This is a genomic window from Moraxella sp. CTOTU47915, assembly GCF_031986685.1.
Classification (GTDB): Bacteria; Pseudomonadota; Gammaproteobacteria; order Pseudomonadales; family Moraxellaceae; genus Faucicola; species Faucicola tetraodonis.
The window spans coordinates 19,926-43,254 of record NZ_DAMAAE010000009.1 but is presented as its reverse complement, the minus strand read 5'-3'; the positions used below and the strand labels follow the sequence as shown (position 1 = coordinate 43,254).

Genomic DNA, 23,329 nt, shown 5'->3' with positions numbered 1-23,329 from the left:
CCAACAAAGAGAATTTCCATGTCAGAACAACAACCCGTCATTTCGCAAGCCTTAGCATTAGTGGTGGAATCACTAAAACAACAGCAAATTTTGCCAATCGATTGGGTTGATAACAGTACCATCAGCCGCACCAAAGACCAAGCGCACGGCGATTTTGCTAGTAACCTTGCCATGATAGCTGCCAAGACTGCCAAGAAAAACCCGCGTGAACTGGCGCAAACCATCGTGGCGATGTTGCCTGCCTCGGACATGATTAGCAAAGTTGAGATTGCAGGACCGGGGTTTATTAACTTTTTCTTAGATGATAACGCGCGTTTTGCTATCTTAGACACCATTATGGAGCAAAAAGGCGACTTTGGTACATCCGAAGAATTTGCCGGTCAAAAAATCCAAGTTGAGTTTGTCTCTGCCAACCCAACCTCAAGCCTACACGTGGGTCACGGTCGAGGCGCTGCGTTTGGCATGAGCGTGGCCAATTTACTAGAGGCGGTTGGCTACCAAGTCGGGCGGGAATATTATGTCAATGATGCGGGTCGTCAGATGGATATTTTGGCAACCAGTACCTATTTGCGCTACCTTGAGCTGTGCGGTGAGCCAATTGTATTTCCCACCAATGCGTACCAAGGCGATTATGTCAAAGATATTGCCAAACCCATCAAAAAACAGCATGGCGATAGCCTAAAAACCGCCTGGGAACATATGCTACTCAATGTACCTGCCGATGCCCAGTACCAAATCGATGCCAACGGCGAAAAAGTATGTGTGTCAGGTGATAAAGAAGCCCATATTGACGGGCTGATTGCCAATGCCAAAGCCAATTTGGGCGATAACTATCAGATTTTTCATGAAGCTGCACTTAGTACCATCTTGGCAGATATCCAAGATGATTTGGCGGATTTTAATGTCCATTTTGACCAATGGTTTAGCGAAAAATCAATCCAAGATGCCATTGTGCCTGCTTTGGAATTATTAGAGCAGCGGGGGTTTTTATACCAAAAAGACGGCAACTTGTGGTTTAAATCCACCGAATTTGGCGATGAAAAAGACCGTGTCGTCCGCCGTGCCAATGGTCAATTTACTTATTTTGCCTCGGATATCGCCTACCACAAAGACAAGCTTGACCGCGGCTATGACAAAATTATTGATGTATGGGGCTCAGACCACCACGGCTACATCAAACGCGTGAAAGCGGCATTGACGGCGATGGGCTACGATGCCCAGCGTATGGATGTGATTTTGGTGCAGTTTGTCACCCTATGGCGTGGTACAGAGCAAATCCAGATGTCATCACGCTCAGGTCAGTTTGTGACCTTACGTGAGCTGCGTCAAGAAGTCGGCAATGATGCCGCGCGCTTTTATTATGTCGCGCGTAAACCAGAACAGCACATTGACTTTGACTTAGAACTTGCCAAATCCCATACCAAAGATAATGCGGTATATTATATTCAATATGCGCATGCGCGTATTTGCCGTGTGCTTGAGCGTACTGAAGAGCGCGGTATCAAGGTCGATGACAAAGCCGGCAAAGCCCACCAGCATCTGTTGACCCAATCTGTCGAAACGGATTTATTGAGCTTGCTGGCTTCTTACCCTGAAGTGCTACGCCGTGCTGCGGTCAACTATGAGCCGCATTTATTGACCAATTACCTCAAAGATTTGGCAAGTTTGTTCCACGGTTGGTACAACGATAACCGTATCTTACCCAAAGATGGCGAAACCCCGACCCAAGATGAGCTTGACTTAATGCAGGCGCGTCTGCGGTTATCAAAATCGGTACGCCAAGTGATTCAAAATGGCTTAATTTTGTTGGGATTAACGGCACCAACCAGTATGTGATATGATTAAGATACGCTAAAAACGCTGTAATATTACCGTATCCCATGTCGTAGGAGATAATGATGGCAAGACCCAAAGGAGCGACCCCGCGTAAAGCGCCAAGTACGATGTCGTTTTTTGCTGCCATGTTGGTGGGCATGATATTGACCGTGGGGATTGGTTTGTTTGTTTATTTGTGGAATCCATTTAACCAAGGCAAAACCACGAGCAGCGACGAAGCGCCGATGGTGCAGCCAAAGGTGCAAGACAAACCCAAAACCAATAACTACGAGTTCTATGACTTACTCAAAGAACAGCAGGTCAGTGCAGTCCCCGACGAGGCCGCTGCTAGTCAGCCAGTCTCGGCGCAGCCTGATGTGGTGTTGACCCAACCTGACAGCACCAGTGCGCCAAAATCAGCGAATGTCAGCGTGGTCGATAATCCCTTGTTGTCTGATGATAACGGTACCAAGCCACGCGCTTCAGCCAACAATAGCACGATAGACACCAGCACCGCTGCCGATGACAAAAGCAGTGCCGATGCCATAGTGATTGGCAATGAAGAGCCTACGCGGACTTATATCTTGCAAATCAATAGCTTTGATAATGCTGATGATGCGGATAAACGCCGTGCTGAAGTGCTAATGGCGGGGGTGGATGCCCAAATCGTCAAAAAACGCTTAAGCAATGACCAAACTGTCTATCAAGTTATCTCTCGCGCCATGAGTAGCCCAGAGATGGCGGCACAAGCCCAGCGCCAACTACAAAATAGCCGCATTGATTCACTGATTGTCGAGCAGCGTCGCTAGGCTGATTTGCAGGCAAAAAAACCGTGTTGTGATAACACGGTTTTTTATTTTTTGGTGGCATTAAGCTTTTTTACGACTAAATTTGCGTTGCTTTTTGTTTTGCAGTTCAGTCAAGGTGCGTTTGATTTCCTCATCAGTCAGTTGTGAAATTTGCTGTAAGATATGCATCACGTCCATATTAAGGATAAATCGCGCGCTTTTTGCCATGGTATGAATGCGAGCATCAAACTCAATCACCCCGCTAGCCGACACCGTAATATAGCCCAAACGCTCTAGCGCATCCATAAAGCTAGTAAACAAGGCACGGTCAAAGAAATCTGGCATGTCATCTTCGTATAGCACGGATAGGCGCTGACCGAGCAGATGACCCAAATCAATCACTTGATCTTTGGTGAGTTTGCCTGAGCCTTGCTGACTCAGCAGCGCAAGTACCATAAAGTAGCGCTCTAAACTTTGCTCAACTGAGTTGGCAAGCACTGTCAACTGCTGATAGCTACGGGTATTCGGCTCTGGCGTGGTCAGGATGCGATGACCGTCCGCATTCACCCCTTTGTCCACGATGATTTTTTCTTCGACTAAAGTATCGATATGCTCACGCAAAGTGTCATTTAGGGTGCGCAGTGGGTATTTCAAAAACAACTCTGCTTGCAAGAAAGGATACATAATACCCACCACCCGCTCAATGGTGTTTAGGCTCATGGTGCCATTACGCTGTATCAATGAGGCACACAGTGACGCGATGATATAAATATGCAAAATATTGTTGCGAAAATAGCTCAGTAGCGGCGCTTGACCGTCCGCAATACGAATCAAGTCACCGAGCACATGTGGGGTGCGCTCGATGAGTTTAAGCTTGACACCATAGTTAATAATGGATTCTGGGCTTTGCTGGGTGATTGATACATCATCATCATACGGGATTTTTTCTGCGATACGTTGATACAGTGCCAACTGTTCACGACAGCTTTGCTCATCGAGTGCACCATGCGGCGTATCGAGCAGTACTAAAGATAGCAAAGTGACTGGATTAAGCACCGCAGAGCGGTTGATACGCTGCATGATTTTGATGCCCAAATTGTCAATCATGTGAGTGACATTGGCAGGCATATCACTATCGGTACGGTCTTTGGGTAGGGTATTTGGGGCAACCTCAAATTTTTTCATAAAATCAGCTAGATACAGCGGCTGACCAAAACTGACGTGCACATGACCGAAGATACGCTCGATTTTTCGGCTGGCTTTTAATAGACCTAGCAGCGACTCGGATTCTTTGGGCTTACCTTTAAGCTCACCCACATAAGTGCCGCCTTCCATAATACGTTCATAACCGATGTAGGTCGGGATAAAGACAATCGGTTTGCCCGCTTGGCGCAGATGGCTTTGTACTGTCATCGCTAGCATTCCTTTTTTGGGCGGTAACAAGCGACCTGAGCGCGAGCGTCCGCCTTCAATGAAGTACTCAATCGGCGTGTTGCGCATCAACATACTATGTACGTATTCACGAAACACCGCAGAGTACAGCGGATTGCCTTTAAAACTGCGACGCATAAAGAAAGCGCCGCCATTGCGTAGTATTTGACCTAGCACGGGGATGTTTAGATTCTCGCCTGCGGCAACGTAGGGCACCCGCAACCCACGTTTATAAATTACGTATGACAGCAACAGATAGTCCATGTGACTGCGGTGGCAAGGCACATAGATGATTTCATGGTCGGATGCCAGTTCGCGTACCCGCTCAAAGTGCGCCACTTCAACCCCGTCATACAACTGTGTCCACAGCCAGGTCAAAAAGCGGTCAAAAAAGCGCACGGTTGCAGACGAGTAGTCACTGGCAATCTCGTTCAAATAGCCACGCGCCAATTTGCGGCTTTTGGCGAGTTCACGTGAGTTTTCTTTGCTATCGACATTCACGGCATGCTGAATGGCAGGCGTATACAGAATTTTATCGACCACATTGCGACGGTCTGATAAGTCAGGGCCCAAGATGGCTTCTTGTTGTTTATCCAGATAACCTTCTAAACGCTGCTGTACCCGTTCAGTGATGGTGTGTAAATGATGGCGGTCGTTACTAGCAGTATCAGTGGGTGCCACGCTATCGGCTTGCAGCACAGGGTTCTTGCTAATCTCATCTTCGATGATGCCACGCAGGTCTTTGGGTGAATGAAACTGCACATAGGTATCCCGCCCTTTGACCCCGATATTAAATAGCTGTTTACTGATGGTGGGTACTTGCCATTCATCAGCGGTGAGGAGGTTAAACAGCGAATCTTCTTTTTCTGGGGCGCGTCCCCACAAGATAGTGACAGGGATAAAATCAATGTGTAGTGTTGGGTATTGCTCGACGGCTTCAATCAAGCGTAATAGGCGAGGTGAGAATACGGCGCTGTCATGAGACAGCTTTTCTGTTTTATGGTGATGCAAAAAAATCATTGCGGTATTTTCATCAATACCATGCGCCCGATCGATGACATTGGCTAGGGCAGGGGGTAGGTCGTATTGTTTGGTTTCTAGGTCAATTAAAATACTGTTGCTACGAGAATACTCTTTGAGCACATAAAAGGTGAGTCGCTGGCTTGAGGTATTGGTATTGGCGCTTGCTAAGTTATTGCTAGCTAGCGGTAAATTATCATCGCTAACATCGGTGCTAGTTTCGCTAATATTGGGGATGTCGCCGATGAGTTGGGATTTGACGGCGAGCCCCAATAATTTGCCAGAGACTTGTCGGTAAAGATTTTTTAACAGCGGGGTCGCAGCAGGATGGGTACCTTTGTTGTTCGCTTGGGTAGTGCCTGAATTTTTCCCTACGTGATTCATAGTATGCCTAGTGATTGCGTGATTTTTTCGTAAGTTTTTTAAAGATAAATACAAGGTTTAAAATATGTCTTATCATGCCATAGATTGATGAATTTCTAAACCTTATCACTCAAAAATTCTTGTATAATGAGTGACTTTAATCCATTTTATCTACCCAAAATAACGTTAATGATAAGAGCGTCTATGGCAAGCCAGCAAGATATAAACCATACCCATACGATTGATATCACTCACCAACCACAGGTGCCCGTAACAGCCGTAACGCAGCAGTTTGAGCCGCAAGCGATTTGGCAACAATTAGTCACGCAGTTATTGGAAACCTTAACCCTCGTGCCGTATCAAGACAGTGTATTTATTGGGCAAAGCCACGACTATGTCGGTGCGCGTATCTTTGGTGGGCAAGTACTGGGGCAAGCATTGATGGCCGCCAGCCATACTGTGGAGCATGCAAAACCTTGCCACTCATTTCATGGCTATTTTTTGCGCGGTGGCGATATCAATAAGCCTGTATATTACCAAGTCGAGAAATTACGTGATGGTCGTAGCCTTGCCTCACGTCAAGTGATAGCACGCCAATATGATGACGATAATCAACCGAGCATTATTTTTACCATGATGGCGTCTTTTTCACCGTTTGAAGAAGGGCTTGAATATCAACAAGCGATGCCAACGTATCCTGCGCCAGATGTGTTGCTGACCGAGCAGCAGCTCAAAGACCAAGTGGTAGGCAAAATCCCTGATGCCCTAAAAGCGCGCTTTATGCGCCAGCGTCATATCGAAATCAAGCCAGTACAGCCGCGTGACCCGATTCATCCAAAAATCATGGAGCCTAGCCAAGCCAACTGGCTACGTATTCCGCAGCTGGGTAAACAGTCAATTCAAGTGCAACAAGCACTGCTCGCATTTTCTTCTGATTTTTATTTGATTGGTACAGGGCTGATGCCACACGGGATTAGCTTTATGACCAAAGGCTTGCAAGCGGCAAGTATCGACCATAGTATGCATTTTCACCGCCCATTTGATATGAATGATTGGTTACTCTATAACATGTGGTGCGATACCACGTCACAGTCAAAAAGCCTAAACCACGGTCAATTTTGGCAAAATGGCAAATTGGTCGCCACAACCCAGCAGCAAGGGCTAATGCGACTGCGCTAGTGATTCAATAATTTTTATCTTGTGTTAACTCGTGTTAAATAGTAGCCGTATGAGAGAGGAAAATATGTCCAATCCCCCAATGAGTGATGCTGCCCGTCAGAACATCGCCCAACAAGACAATCACCCATTAAAAGGCTTTGCTGTTATCTATGAGCAAAAAGTGGAATGGGGCGATATGGATGCGTTCAATCATGTCAATAACGTGGTGTATTACAACTATGCCCAGCGCGCGCGTATCCACTACCTTGAACAAGTCGATATGTTTAACTTACAAACCCATACCGTGATTGCTTCGTCATCTTGCCAGTATTTGAATTCGGTCACTTTCCCCGATGTGCTTTGGATTGGCATTCGTGCCAAAAAAATAGGTAATACCAGTCTGACCCATGACTATGTTTACTTTAGCACGGCCCAGCAAAAAGTCGTCGCTACCGTGTCGTCCGTCATTGTGTTTTTTGACCAAAATGGCAAAAACAAACAACCGATTTCTGAGGGTCAACGCCAACAACTTGCCGAGTTAGAAAGTCATACGGTTTAACTGTTGCTAAAATTTAACTGTTACTAAAATTGTTAAAAAAAAGCCACAAGCTGCAATGCTTATGGCTTTTTTTGTCTGATAAATTGCTATCTGATGAATCATTCTTTGTGGTCTGGGTTAGCAACGGTTTCGACCAAGTTTAGGTCAAACCCTGATAACGCGTTGAATTTGAGCGGTGATGACAGCAAACGCATGTCACGCACGCCCAGATAACGTAAAATCTGTGAGCCAACCCCAATGCTGCGGTAGGGTTGGTGATTAAGCGGTGAGTTGGGTTTGTCAGCGACAAAGTTATCGAGCGCTTCGCCCATATCAATCGCTTGCTGATGCCCAATCCAGACAAACACGCCACGCTCTGATTCGCTGATTTCTTTGAGTGAGGCATGGATATCCCAGTTACTCTTACCGCTGTTGGGTAGCTGCACGGTGAATAAATCGCGCAATGGTTGGAAACTATGCACCCGCACAGTGCTCACGCCTTCTTGAGGGTTGCCTTTGACCAGTGCCAAATGGGTATCCTCTGAATTTTTTTCTTTAAAACGATAAGCAGTAAACTCACCAAACTCAGTTTGCATAGGATAGGTTGCAACCATTTCGACCGTTTGCTCGTTGGCAATACGGTAGTTAATCAAATCGGCGATGGTGCCGATTTTTAAGCCATGTTCTTTGGCAAAAATCTCTAGGTCATCACGGCGCGCCATTTCGCCATCTTCTTTGATAATTTCACAAATCACTGCGGCAGGTTCAAGTCCTGCCAAGCGTGTTAGGTCACAGCCGGCTTCAGTATGACCGGCACGATGTAGCACACCGCCATTTTGTGCCACGATCGGGAATACATGACCAGGTTGTACGATGTCTTCTGGCTTGGCAGTCGAAGACACTGCTGTTTGGATGGTTCTGGCGCGATCTGCTGCTGAAATACCTGTGGTGACCCCTTCTGCCGCTTCAATCGATACCGTGAAGTTGGTGCTAAATTTAGCGCCATTTTTATCCGACATAAGCGGTAAATTAAGCTGTTCACTGCGGTCAGCGGTGATGGTCAAACACACCAAGCCACGCGCATGAGTAATCATAAAGTTAATATCTTCTGGGCGTACATGGGTGGCTGCCATCAACAAGTCGCCTTCGTTTTCACGGTCTTCATCATCCATCAAAACGACCATTTTGCCTGCACGGATGTCATCGATAATTTCTGCCGTTGTATTAAATGCCATAAAAGTGCCTTTGTTAGCTATTTATTGGAATAACATTGATTAAAAAACTAAAAAACTGATTAACAAATAGGGACAGAAAATAAGCGCTATCAGCTAGTATTGTTCAAAATATTGTCAAAATTAACCTTAACATCACCTCATCAAACTGGGTGAAGCTAGTATGCGCGCCCATTTCTTATTTGCGCGCTATTATAGCATTAACTCAGTGAGTCTAAGCAGCGAAATATTGATAGCCATAAATGTTAGTACTACACTCAGATAAAACATGCGACTAAATTTGTCAAAAAATTAACAAAAATTGACAATTTTGTATAATTTTTGAACAAAATTTTAAAAAAATGGTATATTATTAGTTAATAATTAATAAAAATTACATTTTTAATACGTTTTAAAAACGCTATTAAAAAGTCATAGACGTCTAACCGATTTACTTACCTAAGGATTCTGTGATGTCAGTCTTTTATCTTATCTACACGAGCAAAATTACCTTACAAGCAAGCTTGCATAACATGACATTGATTGATATTTATCGTCAGGCAGCTGCGCGCAACACCCAGGCAAATGTCAATAGCGTACTATTTTTTAAGCAAGGCAACTTTCTACAATATATGGAAGGCAGCAAGAACGCGATAACCCAGCTATTTGACAAAATCAACGCCGATAAAAGACACAAAAATATTCACGTCATTGAGCAGGGACAGGCGCCCAATAGACTGTTTGGGCATTGGAAAATGCACTGCATCAATTTAGATAACGTCAACGATATGGATGATGTCGATGATATTAGCCCCCTGCTAGGCTATTTTGAAACTGCGCAATTTGATAGCGCCAGTGTACCAAGGTTACTTGCGGATGTAGAAAACTATTATCGTTCGGGCAAATGGCAAAGGCATCAACATACCAACTTTGATAAGGGCAGTTATAGCCATGCCAAGCTGCGCCGCTTGGGCTTTAAGCATCGCTATTTTTTGTGGATTCAGCTTGGGTTTTTATTGGTGTTTTTATTGCTGGTGATATACTGGGTATTACAGAATAGGGTTCATTTGGCTGCGCTAAATCATCCATTGTCTGCTTTGACGGGTTTTTTAGCCGCCGCGCTTTAATCATCGCTCTTCAATGATTACCCTTTAGCCACTGCTTTTTTAACCACTGCCCTTTAACCACTGTATAAAGGCATAGGTTTGCTGTTCTTTGGCATTATCAGCAAAGTCAAACAACCGCGTGCCCAGCAAATTATCAGGCAGGTACTGCTGTGGGTGGTAATGGTTGGGGTAGTCATGCGGATAGATATAATTGGCGCCATACCCTTCGGCGCGCATCAGCTTGGTGACGCCATTACGCAAATGTAGCGGTACAGGCGATTGGTCATTTTCAGCCAGTCGCATCGCTTTATTTATGGCTTGGTAACTAGAATTGGACTTCGGCGAGGTCGCCAAATACACCACCACTTGCCCCAAAATAATCCGCGCTTCAGGCATACCGATGCTCTGCACACTTCGCAGGGCGGTATCGGCAAGTAGTAACGCATTAGGATTGGCAAGTCCGATATCTTCACTTGCCAAAATCACCAACCGCCGCGCAATAAAGGCAGGGTCTTCGCCCGCTGTCAGCATCCGCGCCATCCAATACAGTGCTGCATCAGCGTCACTGCCGCGGACTGACTTAATCATCGCTGACACTAGGTCATAATGGCCATCACCCGATTTGTCGTAGCGTACCAAGCTTGCACCTGCCACCGCGATGACATTGTCATCAGTCACCACAATCGCTGACTGGCTGCCTTGCTTAAAATTGGGGCTTGATTGAATGGCGAGTTCAAGTAAATTCAATGCCTTACGCGCATCGCCTTGCGATAGTGCAAAAATCGCCTGACTTGATTGTATTTCAATCTTAAATTGTTTAAAAACTGCATCATCGTTGATGGCACGCTGTAGTACTTGGCTAATTTCATCTTCACTCAAGGGATTGAGCCGATATACTTGGCAACGAGACAATAGGGCATTGTTGACACTAAACGAGGGGTTTTCGGTGGTCGCACCAATTAAAGTAATATCCCCTGACTCAACCGCGCCGAGGAGTGCGTCTTGCTGGGCTTTGTTAAACCGATGAATCTCATCGACAAATACCACCGGCGGCTCGCCAAATAAGCCGTCATCTTTTGCCAGTACTTCACGCAGCTCTTTGACCCCTGCATTGATAGCCGAGAGCGGGCGAAAAGGACGACCCACTGCATCGGCTAATAGCATGGCTAGGGTGGTTTTGCCGATGCCTGCTTCGCCATGCAAAATAATCGATGGCAAGTAACCTTGCTCAACAATACGGCGAATCGGTGCATTGGCACCGAGCAAATGGGTTTGTCCGATTACCTCGTCAAGCGACTTTGGGCGGACACGTTGGGCAAGGGGGATTTGAGCGAGTTGATTCATCATTAAGGTATAAGTTTAACTGGATTACTTAGTCGAAGGTTTTCAGCGATTTGACTATTTTTTAAATTGGAATTGTAGCTAAGTGCGGTACTTATTTAGTAAAACTAACTTAGTGAAAGTAGCTTGGTAAAAGTAGTTTGGCACAAGTAGCTTTGCAAATTAACTTGGTAAAAGTAACTGCATCAAAAACAACGAGGGTTTTTTAAGAATTTTAGCATGCTTAAATGACAGCGGTAAGCTAACTTGTTTGATTTGTGTGACTACTTGGATTGAGAAATATTTTTACTTTGTTAAATAAAAATAAACAGTAATGATGTGAGGCTTAATGAGCCATATTTTTAAAAAAACTACAATATTGTTAATATGACAAGTGTAGATTGACGGGTCAGTTTTTTCTTTTTACAATCTCATACTTTAGTTAATATTCAAACTGACAGTTAGTGCTCACTTTGGTATTTCATTATTATTTAATTAAGCATTATTTAACAAGACAGTTTTTTATAAGACAGTTTTTTGGTAATACGGGCATCGTAACAGCGACCGCATCAATTACTAGGGTAATTGACGGCTTGCGGGGTTGTTATGTTGCGGCAAAGCCATAGGCAAGTTATTAGCGAGTCGTATGAAATTACACCAATCCATCAAACCATCGACTTACCCAGTAAGCCATCATCTGCAGCCACTATCACGCGTGCTTACCCTATCTACGTTTACGGCGGCAATGGTTTCGTTGAATTTGTCCTTATCTTTGGCTGCGACTGCTGCGACCACGGTCACCAAACCCAGCACTACCAAAACGACCCCGACAAAAACTACAACAAAAACCACAACCACGACCACAACAAAAACCACCAAAACGACCAGTAGTTCCACTAAAAATGCTAACAAGCCGCCTGTTAAAACATCGGCTAAAATCACGCCAGTAGCGCCAACCATAAAGCCCACTAGCAGATTGCAGCCCAGTACCAGTGGCGACATCGCAGAGTTTACGCCGGTAATCAATACCCCGCCCAATCCTGAGCCTGTACTCAATGCTAGCCCTGTCACGGACGCACCATCAGCAGACACGCCATCGAAAAAAACCGCGACCCGCGCCAATGACGTCAAAGGTGGCAAAGTAGCTGGGCTCAGCTACGATCCTACTATCAATAATGGGGTGCCTTATCCGCCAAGTTATGGCCTGGATGTGCCCAGTAATTTGACACTGGCACAAGCGCAGCAGTACCTAGTCAAAGTATCACCCAAAGTCGCGGCTGACAATGCGGCAATCGTGAGTAATGAGCTGCGAGCTGAGTCGACCAAAGGCTTAAACAAACCGATTGTGTATCTGGGTGCCAGTGCCACGCATGTACATGTGGATAACAATATAGATACCACGGGCATTAAAAACAACCTAGCCATTGACAACGCAGTCAATAACAATATTGGCAATTTGCCCATCACTTTGCCACTGCCTACCACCCCTGTTGATATCGGTGGCTTAATCACCGACCCGATTCCCAATAGCATCCCTGCCAATGTCGACAAAAATAGAACAGGCGCAAATGTCACCGTGCTGTGGTCTGCTTATAACGGACATAAAACCGAAGCAGTGACCAGTTTGCTCAATGGTATGACGGATGAAAGCCGTGCCGATGCTGACTTGTCACTGGATGAACAATACACCACGCTTACCAAACGCTATTTTCAAACCCAGCTTGCCATCATGGCAGCTTATCTACGCGCCGATGCACTCAATGCGATTCGTGCCACCGACCATGCCGCACAGCGCGCACTGGATGTGGGGCTGATTTCAAAAGTCGAGCGTTTGGAAGCCAAAAAAGCCTTAGCCGATGCCGAATACGAAAATAGCAAAGCGCTGAACGATGCTGAGCTTGCCATGACCGCGCTACAGCGATTACTGCGGACGCCGTATTTTATCAAACCGACATCGCCTTTATTTGTATCCACCAAGCCGTTGCCGCCGCTGAGTTATTTTCAGCAGCAGGCTAAAATGCATCACCCAGGGTTTGATAAGGTTGCCGCCAAATACAACCAAGCCAAAGCGCTGCATGAATTTAGTGAATCCGCCTACAAACCCAATGTCACCGTCTTTGGTCGCTCTGAAATCGACGCTGACCCAAATTGGATTGCTGGAGTGTCTGCCAACTGGAAATTGTGGGGTGGGGTAGATCGCCGTACCAGTACCCAATCTAGCCTTGCCAAGCTGCACCAAGCCGAATTTAGCCAAGTGGATGTCAATGATAATATTATGTTATTGGTAGAAAAAAATTGGCAAACAGTCAACAATGCACGCGATAATTTTATTGCCTTAAATACCAATATTGAGCTTGCCAGTGAGATGCTACGCTTTCGTCAGCTTGGATTTAAAGAAGGCGTCAACACGGCCGTAGAAGTGATGCAAGCCGAAGCCAATTTGGAAAAAGCCAAAACCGAACAAGCCAAAGCGGCAAATGATTATGTACAGGCAATGGCAGACTTGATGCAAAGCTGCGGTACGCCGCTAGAGTTTAACCGTTATATGCAGGCAGCGGACGTCAAGCTACCCGCGATTTATTTTGAACATCGTAAGAACTAATCAATTATTTTAACCCGTGTCTTTATTTCACCAGTAGGCTTACCGTATGGCTGATCCACAAAACCCAACACCAGACAATGCGATGGACAACGCTAAAGACAACACTTTGGACAGCGCTGCGGATAATGCTAAGGCAGCGATGAACGCCCAAGCTGCCGATGAGCCGCACGCAGAGGACAGCCTGTCAGCCGCTACGACGGATAGCCGCTACGTGCCGCCTACCAAAAAACCCAGTAAAATCCGCACCATCATTATAGCTTTGATTATCCTTGGGCTGATTGGACTGGTCGCATGGGGGCTAATCAAAGACAAGCGCAAAACGCGCAGCGAGCCTGTGACCATCCAAGGGCATATGGAAGTAGAGCAAACGCCTGTCGCTGCCAAAGTTGCCGGTCGTATTGCCAATATTTATGTCAAAGAAGGCGATGAAATTAGCGTCGGCACACGCTTGATTGATATGGATAGCCCAGAAATCAATGCCAAGGTCGAAGAAGCACAAGCAGGCAAAGAATTAGCCCAAAGCCAACTGGACAAAGCCAATAATGGCGCAAGACCGCAAGAAATTGAAATGGCAAAATACCAATACGATGCTGCCCAATCCGCGGCTGACCTTGCCAAAGTCACCTATGAGCGTATCAACCGACTCGCGGCAGAAGGCTTGATGTCACGCCAAAAACGTGACGAAGCCTATACCAACTATGTCGCCAGTGTCGATAAAGCCAAAATCGCCAAAGCGCAATATGAGTTAGCCAAAACAGGCGCGCGCAGTGAAGATAAAACCGCTGCCCAAGCGCAAGTCAGCCAAGTAGAAGGCAAGCTTAAAGAAGCGATGGTTGCCAAAGAAGAAGCCAATCTTAAAAGTCCGATTGCGGGTATCGTGGACAACGTGATTGTCAAATCAGGTCAAGTGGTTGGACAGGGCGTACCACTGATGACCATTGTTAACCCCAAAGACCAATGGGTCGTGCTTAACGTTACCGAAAATAACCTAAACCATTTTGCAGTCGGTAGTGAATTTAGCGGTACTGTCCCTGCGTTATCGGTCAACAATCAGCCTTACCGCCAAGTGTTTAAAGTGTACGCAAGTTCCGTGCTATCAGATTTTGCCACGTGGCGCCCGACCAACAGCAAAGACGGCTTTGATATGCGTACCTTTGAGATTCGCGCGCGCCCGAGCCAGTCAGATACACGCCTAAGACAGGGCATGACCGTATTGGTTGATATACCGGCAAGCCGTCAGCCAACCCAAACACAATGAAGTCAACTATGGCATCAAAATCGACATCAAAACTGACATCAAAACTGGCATCAAACAAGGGCTCTAAAGCGTCACCGACATCGTCCGCTGTGCCAAATGCCAGTGACGGTGCTAGTGACAGTGCTAGGGCTAGTGACAATGACCATCAGCGTCATGCGTATGCGCAGTTTGATAACCGCTCAGGCTTTGTGCAATTCTTTGCGGCGTTTTGGCACAGTGCGCGCCGTGAATGGGATTTTTTGGTGCAAAATCGCTGGGATTTTTCCTTGATGTTTTGGATGCCCATCGTATTGATATTTTTGGTTTGGTGGATTTTTAGCAAAGGCATGGCAGTCGGGATTCCGATTGCGGTCATAGACAATGACCACTCTGCGCAATCTGCGACGATTATCCGTTATATTGATGCGACGCCTGAAGTTGCGGTGGTCAAAAGTCTTCATAGTGCCGCTGCCGCTCAGCAAGCCATCGAGACTACCGATGTCATGGCGGTGGTTGAAATCCCAGAGAATTTTTCAACCAATCTACTGGCTGGCAAAACCTCGCGCTTGCTACTCAATGTCAATGCCCAATATGGCACGCATTCAGGCATGATACAAAAAGCGGTACAGACAGCAGTTAGTACCTTTTCGGCAGGGGCGGAGATGCAGCGGCGAGTCGCCATTGGCGAAGATATCACCCTGACCAAAACCAGTTATGCACCGATACAATCGCAAAGTGTGGCACTGTTTAATACCGCCAATAACTATCAGCAATTTTTGGCGGTCACTGTGGTACCAGCCTTGCTACATATTTTATCAATGGTGATTGGGGCGTCAACCGTGGGGCGAGAGCTGGTCGACAAGACGCTAGGTGAGTGGTACCAGTCGCTAACATCCCCCAAATTTGCCAGTAACCATGCCAGTAGCCACGCCTTTAACCGCCCCTTTAATCATAGCCATCCTGTCACACTAGGGCACGAAAAACCCAAACTATGGTTGATTATTGCAGGGCTCAATGGCAAACTAATTTGGGCGATGTTTGCCTATACGCTTTGGGCCGCGGTGGCATTGACCTTGGTGATGCAAATTTTCCCCATACGTTTGGCGTCCGTGGCGATTACTTATCTGATATTTTTAATGTTTATGATGGTGTCGTTCTGGCTTGGGGTGATTGTCACAGTAGGCACGTTTTCGTATCGTCAAGGCTTGTCATTTACCGGATTTATCTCCGCGCCGTCATTTGCTTTTTCAGGGGTGACATTTCCATTTTTGGCGATGAGTCCTGCCGCGCAGCGTTGGGCAAATGCCCTGCCATTAACCCATTATCTCAACTTGCAAACCACCCAATTACAAATGGGCGCACCGCCATCGTTTGCCTATAGCAGCTTTATCGGATTTTTTATTGCCGTCATGATTACCTTGTTGTTAGCCGCATTGTTGACCAAAAAGGCCTTGCTGAAGCCTGAAAAATGGGGGCAACGCTGATGCCCTCCCAGACAACGCCCAGCAAAGTCGACGTAAGCAAAACTGCCAACATTTGGGAGCGCGGTTTTTTGCTGCAAGTTTTGCATGTGTGGCGCAGCGTGTTTCAAGACAAAGGGGTGCTTACTATGCTACTGATTGCCCCGATTATTTATGGCTTTTTTTACCCGTGGCCGTATTCAAAAGAAGTGGTGCGTCATGTTCCTGTGGCAGTGGTGGATTATGACCATTCAAGTTTATCGCAGACCATTATCAGCTACGCCCAAGCCAATCCGCGCATCCAAAGCACCATTGTAAACGATGAAAACAGTGCCAAGCAGCTGATGTGGCAAGGCAAGATTGCAGGCTACATGGTGATACCCTCAGGGCTGTATCAAAAAGTGACCACAGGACAACCTGCCAAGGTGAGTATCCTTGCCAACGGTAACTATTTTTTGCTCAATAAACAAGTACAAACGGGGTTTTTAGAAGTCATCGGCACCGTGTCCGCAGGGGCGAAAGTACAAAAAAATGTTGCCATCGGGCAAGACATCACGGTTGCCAAAAACAATATTTCCCCGGTTGCGCTGACGATTAATCCGTTATACAACCGTACCGAAGGCTATGGTAGCTACATTGTCCCTGCGGTTGCGATATTGATTCTGCAGCAGATGTTTTTGATGGGCACGGCAATGCTAGTGGGTACTTGGGCAGAGCAAGACATGCACCGCGCTTCGATAAAAACGTGGCTTGCGCGAATATTGGGGTTGGCGTGTTTTGGTTTTGTGCTCGGCTGTTTTTATTATGGCTGGGTATTTTCCAACAATGATTATATCCGTAACCAAAATCTGGCGGGCTCACTGGTACTGCTTGCCCTGTTTTTCCCTGCGGTAACGGCACTGGGCTGTCTACTTGGGGTGTGGTTTGGGGCGCGAGAACGGGCGATGCAAATCTTGGTCGCAAGTTCAATGCCGATGCTGTTTGTCTCAGGGATTTCGTGGCCGTATCAAATGCTGCCTGAGCCACTGCAGTATTTGCGCTGGGTATTGCCTAGCACCTCGGGGATGAATGCCTCTGTGATGCTCAACCAAATGGGCGTGCCACTGGCGTATGTCAACGTGTATCTCATGGCACTCATGATGATTTTCTTGGTTTGTTTATTGCTGCTACTTTTATTAGCGAGTAAAGAAAGTGAATCGTTAGCAGATTAATCCTTGCCAACGGTTATTTTCTTCCTCATACGGTTACACAGGTGGTTACTTGCCAAATTTGCGATGCGTGTAGCGAGCATCTATCATTTGATAAACTTTTCGATAGCACATTGACACAGATGGGCAATTCGTGGTTATCTAACACAATGGATACAACATAATTGAATTTTTCAACTGATTGGCATATAGGATTTATCAGTGATCAGTATTTTTGATTTATTTAAAATTGGGATTGGACCTTCAAGTTCGCATACCGTCGGACCGATGAAAGCGGCGAACCTGTTCGTTAGCGCATTATCACAGCAGCAGCTACTGACGCAGGTGGACAGGGTGCAAGTCGAGCTGTTTGGTTCGCTCGGCGCGACCGGTAAAGGGCACGGTAGTGATATAGCGGTGATGCTAGGTTTGATGGGAGAGCAACCACAGACGACGGATGTCACCGCTATTTCACAAAAAATTGCCGATATCCAAGCGCAAAGCACGCTGTCTCTAAATCAGCAGCATGAGATTAACTTTGTTGCTGACAAGGATTTAATCCTAAATGGTAGGGTATCGCTGCCCCATCATCCCAATGCTTTGACTATCACTGCTTTTACAGGCAATGAAATTGTTTACCAAAATACTTATTATTCAATCGGCGGCGGGTTTGTGCAGACCGAGCAAGAAGCCCGAGCAAAAGAACCGGTGATTGAAAGCGTCAAAAAACCAGTACCTTATCCCTTTAACAACGCCAAAGAATTATTACAAATTTGCCAACACCATCAACTCTCAATCGCCCAGGTCGTTCGAGCCAATGAACTGGCTAACTTGAGTGAAGATGAGCTGCTGGGTGGACTTAACGACATTTGGCAAGTCATGCAAGACTGTGTCAATGATGGTTGTCGCCACGATGGTATTTTGCCAGGGGGCTTACAAGTACAGCGCCGCGCCAAGGCGATTTATCAGCAGTTATCCGCTGCCGATAGCCGAAAAGCGTTTAATGATGCCCTTGCCGTGATGGATTGGGTGAATCTCTATGCCTTGGCAGTTAATGAAGAAAACGCCAGTGGCGGACGCGTGGTGACTGCTCCCACTAATGGTGCAGCAGGCGTGATACCTGCGGTCATGCATTATTATCGAGATTTTTGTCCAAGTTATATGCTGCAGGGGTTACATGATTTTCTGCTAACTGCTGCGGCGATTGGCATCATTATCAAAGAAAACGCCAGCATCTCAGGCGCAGAAGTGGGCTGTCAAGGGGAAGTCGGCTCGGCGTGTGCGATGGCGGCGGCAGGGTTAACCTATGTGCTTGGCGGCAGTCCTGCCCAATGTGCCAATGCTGCCGAAATTGGCATCGAACATCACCTTGGCATGACGTGTGACCCGATTGCGGGGTTGGTCCAAGTGCCTTGTATCGAACGCAATGCCATGGCGGCAGTAAAAGCGATTAATGCCTCAAGGCTTGCGCTTAAAGGCAATGGGCAGCATGTGGTATCGCTTGATAAAGCCATCAAAACCATGAAAGAGACAGGCAGAGATATGATGTCAAAATATAAAGAGACCGCAATGGGCGGGCTTGCTATCAATGTCCTAGATGAGGATTTTGCCGCCCAATCAAATCTGATTCCGACGCTGGATGTGACGGTCAATTACAGTCAATGTTAGTGCTATAGTAAAAAAACCGATTCGCCAAGGAATCGGTTTTTTTGTGCTTATCAATCAATCGCAGGCTGATAATCCCCTGTGATAATACCGTCTTTGATGTCATCGGCTTGCGCCAACACTTGCGCCAATAAGGCTTTGACATTGTCAAGCGTGGCGATGGGGCTTAACGTGGTCATTTTAAGCGATTGCACATCTTGGTTAGCATCCCCTTGCTTTTGGTAACTGACGCGCGTCACGCCGATGTTGGCTTCACCTTTGGCAAATAGCTCATCGGCGACATTTTGGTTTAAGCTATCAATCAACTCAGCCGGGTAGTCTTTGGGTACCACGCGAAATAGCACGGAGGCAAACTGTGGCTCTACCAACAATTCAAGCCCATCAGTCGCTTTGATGTAATCAGCGACTTCGCGGGTCAAATCAACGCCATGGTCAATCATCGAGCCGTATAATTCTTCGCCCAAGGCTTCCACTGTCAGCCATAATTTTAGCGCATCAAAACGGCGCGTGGTCTGTAGCGACTTAGAGACTAGGTTGGGTACGCCATGTTCTTCGTCATACGCAGAGTTCAAATATTCAGCTTCATAATGCATGAAGCGATAGTTGGCTTCCTCTTTGAGCAAAAACGCCCCGCAAGAGATGCTTTGGAAGTAATGTTTGTGGAAGTCGAGTGTGATAGAGTCGGCTTGCTCAATACCTGCAAGTTTATCGCGGTAGTTATTCGATAAAATCAGCGCACCGCCCCAAGCGGCATCAATATGAAGCCATGCACCGTACTCATGGGTGAGCTTACGAATCGCAGGAATTGGGTCAATCGCGCCCGCGTCGGTGGTGCCTGCGGTAGCGACCACACAGGCGATGATTTTGCCTTCGTCTTTGAGTTGCGCCATGGTGTGTTCAAGTGCGGCAACATCCATCTGCGCTTGGTCATTGACTGGCACAGTGACCACCGATTGAAAACCCATGCCCATCATTGCCATGTTTTTTTGCACGCTAAAATGCGCGTTTTCTGAGCAGATGACTTTCACTTTTTGCATGGCATCGGCTGGGATACCATCACGCTGTACTGACCATTCTGACCCATCGTCATTTTTATAGTTTTTGGCGATACACCAATCACGGGCGAGTAACACGCCCATCAAGTTGGATTGGGTGCCACCTGAGGTGAATACGCCCGCTTGTCCGCTACCAAAACCGACTTTTTGACGTAGCCAATCAATCAGTTGCACTTCCATAAGTGACCCTGCTGGGCTTTGATCCCAAGAGTCCATCGATTGGTTGGTGGCATTAATCAGCACTTCGGCGATTTGGCTTGTGACCATCGTTGGGCAGTGCAAGTGAGCGAGCGAATGTGGGTGATGCACTTTTAGGCTTTTATTAAGGAATAATTCGACTGAACGTTTTAATGCGTCTTCCAAGCCAAGTCCTTCTTTTGATGGCTGAAAAGCAATCTCAGCGCGCAGCTGCTTGATACTACCGCCGGTGTACATTTTGTCGTTTTTGAGCCAGTCGGTGACAGCTTGTACAGCAGTATTCATGTTTTTTTGGTAATCGGCAATGGATTGGCTGTCATTACAAAATAACGCTTGGCGATGCTGTGATAAGTTTGACATGGTAAGTCCTTGCATTCTTTAAGAGTGAGTTAACTATAAATTGTCATTAAACAGAGTGATATGAGCAAATGGTTAATTTATTTTACAAAATTACGCTTATACAGTTGATGATTTACAATATTGGCTTTGGCATCGTTTTTATCCCAAATTTGCAATTCCCACGGATAATAAAAATTGCTCGCATTTTTAAAATACACATGCACACCGATGTACCCGTCGAGATCACGTAAATACCAATTTTTTAGACTGTAATCTGTTTTCCAATCATCCAGTTTTTCCATGATGTCTGTCACATCAGCCGATGGCAAAATTATCCGAGCACCAAAAATATCATTTAAAATATTATTGACTGGGTACTGGTTTTGTCGTGCCAAATAGCGATTGACTTTGTCATAGATACTTTCAGCCGTTTTAACACGGTAAAAAAAATCGATATTTTGGGTATCGGCAAATGCCAAATAATCATTGATCGCTTCATGCAAATTAAGCCGATATGACAAAATAGGCTCAATAGGGACGGTTTTGAGCGTATGTGATAGATTGATTTTTTGTACCTTGCCTGTTTCAAAATAATCTTGCCAATACTCACCATGAATCCGATTGATTTCTCGAATCAGGCGTTCGGTCTTGGCGATAGTGGTTTCCATATTTTACTCAAAATGAAATAAACAGATAATAAAAACGGCAAAGCTATGTCAGTAACTTTACCGTCTTGATAGGCAATAATCAATTACCCACGTACTTTTTGCACGGCTTCAGCCACTGACTTTTTAAAGCGTTCAAGCACCGCATCACATTCTTCTTGAGTGATGTTAATCGGGCAAAGCAAGCGAATGACTGTACCGCCACGACCACCTTTTTCCAGCAGTAACTTGTTGTCAAAACACGCTCTTTGAATCGCATTCGCCATGTCAATGTCAGCAGGATACGAGCCGATACGGTCAGCAGGTTTACGCTCATCGACAATCTCAATACCGGTCATCAAGCCGCGACCGCGCACGTTACCGATACAAGGAAATTCTTTGGCGATTTTTTTGAGTTCATCACGCAAAAATTCACCACGGATACGCGCATTTTCCGCCAAGTTTTTGCTGCGGATTTCATCCAATACTTGAATCGATGCCGCCATTGCAAGCTGATTGCCACGGAAAGTACCCGTGTGACCGGCTGGCGCCCATGCATCGAATTTTTTGTTGATGGCAAGTACACATAATGGCAAACCACCCCCGACCGCTTTACTCATCACCACCACGTCAGGCACGATGTCGGCATGTTCGAAGGCAAACATTTTGCCTGAGCGCGCAAACCCAGCTTGCACTTCATCCAAAATCAATACGATATCATGCTTAGCGGTCACTTCACGGATTTTTTGTAGCCATTTTTTGGGCGCAGGCACGACACCGCCTTCACCTTGAATCGCTTCTAGGATGACCGCTGCAGGTTTGACCACGCCGCTTTCAACATCTTCAATAAAGTTTTCAAAGTAGTAAGTCAGCGCATCAACACCCGCTTCACCCCCTAGACCAAGTGGGCAGCGGTATTCATGCGGATAGGGCATAAACTGTACCCCTGGCATCAAATTGCCCACTTTCTCTTTGGCAGACAAATTGCCAGTCATGGCAAGCGCGCCATGGGTCATACCGTGATAACCACCGCTAAATGCGATAACGTTGTCACGCCCTGTATAAGTTTTTGCTAATTTAATTGCCGCTTCTGTACCATCAGCACCGGTCGGACCGCAAAATTGCAATACAAAATCTTTTGGGAAAAAAGACAGCAAGGATTCGGTAAATGCATCTTTGACAGGTGTAGTGATATCTAGGGTGTGCAGTGGCAGACCACTTTCTAACACATCATATAAGGCTTGTTTGACGGCTGGATGATTGTGACCCAAGGCTAATGTACCAGCACCGGCTAGGCAATCAAGGTAATCATTGCCTTCAACATCGGTGACCCAAATACCTTGGGCTTTAGCAATAGCTAGCGGTAGTTTGCGGGGATAACTACGAACATTAGATTCCATCGTGCTTTGACGAGTTAAGTAATATTCGTTAGTGGCATGAGAAATAGGGTGTACAGGGGTGTGAACGCTCATATCGGATTACCATCTCAGATAAGGGTTTAAGAAAATTTGCTTGTGGCTATCTTTCTCGAACTTGTGAATAAAATATCAGTCAGGATGACTAACACCAAAACAAAAACGTTATACCGCAAAACCCCAAAATGCCATGACACTGCACCCAAGACCTAACAATATAACGTTCAAAATTTATGGGGGCATAATACCCTTTTTTTGTGAAAAATAAAGTCTTTTTTGCAAAAAATCGCATGAATCCTCCAAAGTGATAACACAGCGGCGTATTTTGCGATGACAGAGGCAAAAAATCATGGCAAGCGGTGAGCAAGGTGAGCAAGGTGAGTAATGAGCGGCACAACACCACAAGTAAGTATGAAAAGTCTGACAATCGTTGATAGTCCAAGCAGTTTATAAAACTCTGCAGTCACAATTTCAGTCACGATAATGATAAAAAAATTACCTAGTTAATACCATGTTAATGAATTATTTGATACAAAATAGCCAAGTGTCAACAAGGCTAACAACATCCAAGCTTATACCATCAAAATTTTATAAAAGCTAAATTGCTTATTGAGACTTTTACACGGATAAACATACAAAAGCTGATTAAAAAAATAAAATAAAATAAAATTAATTACCTAGCAAAATAGACTGGCAAAAGAACTAGTAAAAAAATTACCAAAAGAAACTGCCAAAAAAACGGGATGGCTACATACGCAAAAATAACAGACCCTTCTA

General features: G+C 45.9%; 16 protein-coding genes. 10 read left to right on the top strand and 6 right to left on the bottom strand.

The window, feature by feature from the left end:
• Window positions 1-18 precede the first annotated feature (18 nt).
• Together argS and RTL34_RS08400 are read left to right on the top strand one after the other, a co-directional pair.
• Entirely contained in the window at window positions 19-1,836 is a 1,818-nt protein-coding gene (gene argS, locus RTL34_RS08405) for an arginine--tRNA ligase (protein ID WP_312116155.1), read from the top strand.
• Between the two features lie 62 nt (window positions 1,837-1,898).
• Window positions 1,899-2,624 (top strand): SPOR domain-containing protein, encoded by a 726-nt coding sequence (locus RTL34_RS08400; RefSeq protein ID WP_309593856.1) that lies wholly within the window; start codon window positions 1,899-1,901, stop codon window positions 2,622-2,624.
• Between the two features lie 60 nt (window positions 2,625-2,684).
• Here the strand turns inward: RTL34_RS08400 and plsB are convergent, their stop codons facing one another.
• On the bottom strand, window positions 2,685-5,438 hold the full coding sequence (plsB, locus tag RTL34_RS08395; protein WP_312116151.1) for a glycerol-3-phosphate 1-O-acyltransferase PlsB: 2,754 nt from the start codon (window positions 5,436-5,438) through the stop codon (window positions 2,685-2,687).
• A gap of 183 nt (window positions 5,439-5,621) precedes the next feature.
• On the opposite strand from plsB, the gene RTL34_RS08390 reads away from it, so the two are divergent.
• Window positions 5,622-6,596 (top strand): acyl-CoA thioesterase, encoded by a 975-nt coding sequence (locus tag RTL34_RS08390; RefSeq protein ID WP_312116148.1) that lies wholly within the window; start codon window positions 5,622-5,624, stop codon window positions 6,594-6,596.
• Between the two features lie 64 nt (window positions 6,597-6,660).
• Entirely contained in the window at window positions 6,661-7,134 is a 474-nt protein-coding gene (locus RTL34_RS08385) for an acyl-CoA thioesterase (RefSeq protein ID WP_312116146.1), read from the top strand.
• Window positions 7,135-7,232: 98 nt separating this feature from the next.
• Here the strand turns inward: RTL34_RS08385 and ribBA are convergent, their stop codons facing one another.
• The gene (gene ribBA, locus RTL34_RS08380; RefSeq protein WP_312116144.1) at window positions 7,233-8,348 is read right to left on the bottom strand and encodes a bifunctional 3,4-dihydroxy-2-butanone-4-phosphate synthase/GTP cyclohydrolase II; all 1,116 of its coding nucleotides are present in this window, start codon (window positions 8,346-8,348) and stop codon (window positions 7,233-7,235) included.
• Between the two features lie 449 nt (window positions 8,349-8,797).
• On the opposite strand from ribBA, the gene RTL34_RS08375 reads away from it, so the two are divergent.
• Window positions 8,798-9,451 carry a BLUF domain-containing protein gene (locus RTL34_RS08375; protein ID WP_312116141.1) on the top strand — a complete coding sequence of 218 codons (654 nt, stop codon included), beginning with the start codon at window positions 8,798-8,800 and terminating at the stop codon, window positions 9,449-9,451.
• 39 nt (window positions 9,452-9,490) lie between these two features.
• On the opposite strand, the gene RTL34_RS08370 is transcribed toward RTL34_RS08375, so the two are convergent.
• Window positions 9,491-10,774 (bottom strand): replication-associated recombination protein A, encoded by a 1,284-nt coding sequence (locus RTL34_RS08370; RefSeq protein WP_312116249.1) that lies wholly within the window; start codon window positions 10,772-10,774, stop codon window positions 9,491-9,493.
• A 622-nt stretch (window positions 10,775-11,396) separates the two neighbouring features.
• Between RTL34_RS08370 and RTL34_RS08365 the strand changes: the two genes are divergently transcribed.
• The 5 genes from RTL34_RS08365 to RTL34_RS08345 all read left to right on the top strand — a co-directional run bounded on the left by RTL34_RS08365 (window position 11,397) and on the right by RTL34_RS08345 (window position 18,904).
• Window positions 11,397-13,352: a TolC family protein gene (locus RTL34_RS08365; protein WP_312116138.1), complete on the top strand. Its 1,956-nt coding sequence runs from the start codon at window positions 11,397-11,399 to the stop codon at window positions 13,350-13,352.
• Between the two features lie 46 nt (window positions 13,353-13,398).
• Complete coding sequence (locus tag RTL34_RS08360) at window positions 13,399-14,610, top strand: HlyD family secretion protein (protein ID WP_312116136.1); 1,212 nt, start codon at window positions 13,399-13,401, stop codon at window positions 14,608-14,610.
• Between the two features lie 8 nt (window positions 14,611-14,618).
• The gene (locus RTL34_RS08355) at window positions 14,619-16,073 is read left to right on the top strand and encodes an ABC transporter permease (RefSeq protein WP_312116134.1); all 1,455 of its coding nucleotides are present in this window, start codon (window positions 14,619-14,621) and stop codon (window positions 16,071-16,073) included.
• Window positions 16,073-17,260: an ABC transporter permease gene (locus RTL34_RS08350; protein ID WP_312116132.1), complete on the top strand. Its 1,188-nt coding sequence runs from the start codon at window positions 16,073-16,075 to the stop codon at window positions 17,258-17,260. Before RTL34_RS08355 ends, RTL34_RS08350 begins: the two co-directional genes overlap by 1 nt.
• Before the next feature lie 198 nt (window positions 17,261-17,458).
• Complete coding sequence (locus tag RTL34_RS08345) at window positions 17,459-18,904, top strand: L-serine ammonia-lyase (RefSeq protein WP_312116131.1); 1,446 nt, start codon at window positions 17,459-17,461, stop codon at window positions 18,902-18,904.
• A 50-nt stretch (window positions 18,905-18,954) separates the two neighbouring features.
• Here RTL34_RS08345 and RTL34_RS08340 read toward each other — a convergent pair whose 3' ends face one another.
• The 3 genes from RTL34_RS08340 to RTL34_RS08330 form a co-directional block, all read right to left on the bottom strand.
• Complete coding sequence (locus tag RTL34_RS08340) at window positions 18,955-20,514, bottom strand: pyridoxal phosphate-dependent decarboxylase family protein (protein ID WP_312116129.1); 1,560 nt, start codon at window positions 20,512-20,514, stop codon at window positions 18,955-18,957.
• Between the two features lie 77 nt (window positions 20,515-20,591).
• Window positions 20,592-21,161 (bottom strand): nucleotidyltransferase family protein, encoded by a 570-nt coding sequence (locus RTL34_RS08335; RefSeq protein ID WP_099833351.1) that lies wholly within the window; start codon window positions 21,159-21,161, stop codon window positions 20,592-20,594.
• Between the two features lie 83 nt (window positions 21,162-21,244).
• Complete coding sequence (locus RTL34_RS08330; protein ID WP_312116125.1) at window positions 21,245-22,609, bottom strand: diaminobutyrate--2-oxoglutarate transaminase; 1,365 nt, start codon at window positions 22,607-22,609, stop codon at window positions 21,245-21,247.
• Between the last annotated feature and the right edge of the window lie 720 nt (window positions 22,610-23,329).

Coding starts and splice junctions, on each gene's coding strand:
- argS (WP_312116155.1), top strand. CDS start 19: ATGTCAGAACAACAACCCGTCATTTCGCAAGCCTTAGCATTAGTGGTG.
- RTL34_RS08385 (WP_312116146.1), top strand. CDS start 6,661: ATGTCCAATCCCCCAATGAGTGATGCTGCCCGTCAGAACATCGCCCAA.
- RTL34_RS08400 (WP_309593856.1), top strand. CDS start 1,899: ATGGCAAGACCCAAAGGAGCGACCCCGCGTAAAGCGCCAAGTACGATG.
- RTL34_RS08335 (WP_099833351.1), bottom strand. CDS start 21,161: ATGGAAACCACTATCGCCAAGACCGAACGCCTGATTCGAGAAATCAAT.
- RTL34_RS08340 (WP_312116129.1), bottom strand. CDS start 20,514: ATGTCAAACTTATCACAGCATCGCCAAGCGTTATTTTGTAATGACAGC.
- plsB (WP_312116151.1), bottom strand. CDS start 5,438: ATGAATCACGTAGGGAAAAATTCAGGCACTACCCAAGCGAACAACAAA.
- RTL34_RS08375 (WP_312116141.1), top strand. CDS start 8,798: ATGTCAGTCTTTTATCTTATCTACACGAGCAAAATTACCTTACAAGCA.
- RTL34_RS08390 (WP_312116148.1), top strand. CDS start 5,622: ATGGCAAGCCAGCAAGATATAAACCATACCCATACGATTGATATCACT.
- RTL34_RS08350 (WP_312116132.1), top strand. CDS start 16,073: ATGCCCTCCCAGACAACGCCCAGCAAAGTCGACGTAAGCAAAACTGCC.
- RTL34_RS08330 (WP_312116125.1), bottom strand. CDS start 22,609: ATGAGCGTTCACACCCCTGTACACCCTATTTCTCATGCCACTAACGAA.
- RTL34_RS08370 (WP_312116249.1), bottom strand. CDS start 10,774: ATGAATCAACTCGCTCAAATCCCCCTTGCCCAACGTGTCCGCCCAAAG.
- RTL34_RS08365 (WP_312116138.1), top strand. CDS start 11,397: ATGAAATTACACCAATCCATCAAACCATCGACTTACCCAGTAAGCCAT.
- ribBA (WP_312116144.1), bottom strand. CDS start 8,348: ATGGCATTTAATACAACGGCAGAAATTATCGATGACATCCGTGCAGGC.
- RTL34_RS08355 (WP_312116134.1), top strand. CDS start 14,619: ATGGCATCAAAATCGACATCAAAACTGACATCAAAACTGGCATCAAAC.
- RTL34_RS08360 (WP_312116136.1), top strand. CDS start 13,399: ATGGCTGATCCACAAAACCCAACACCAGACAATGCGATGGACAACGCT.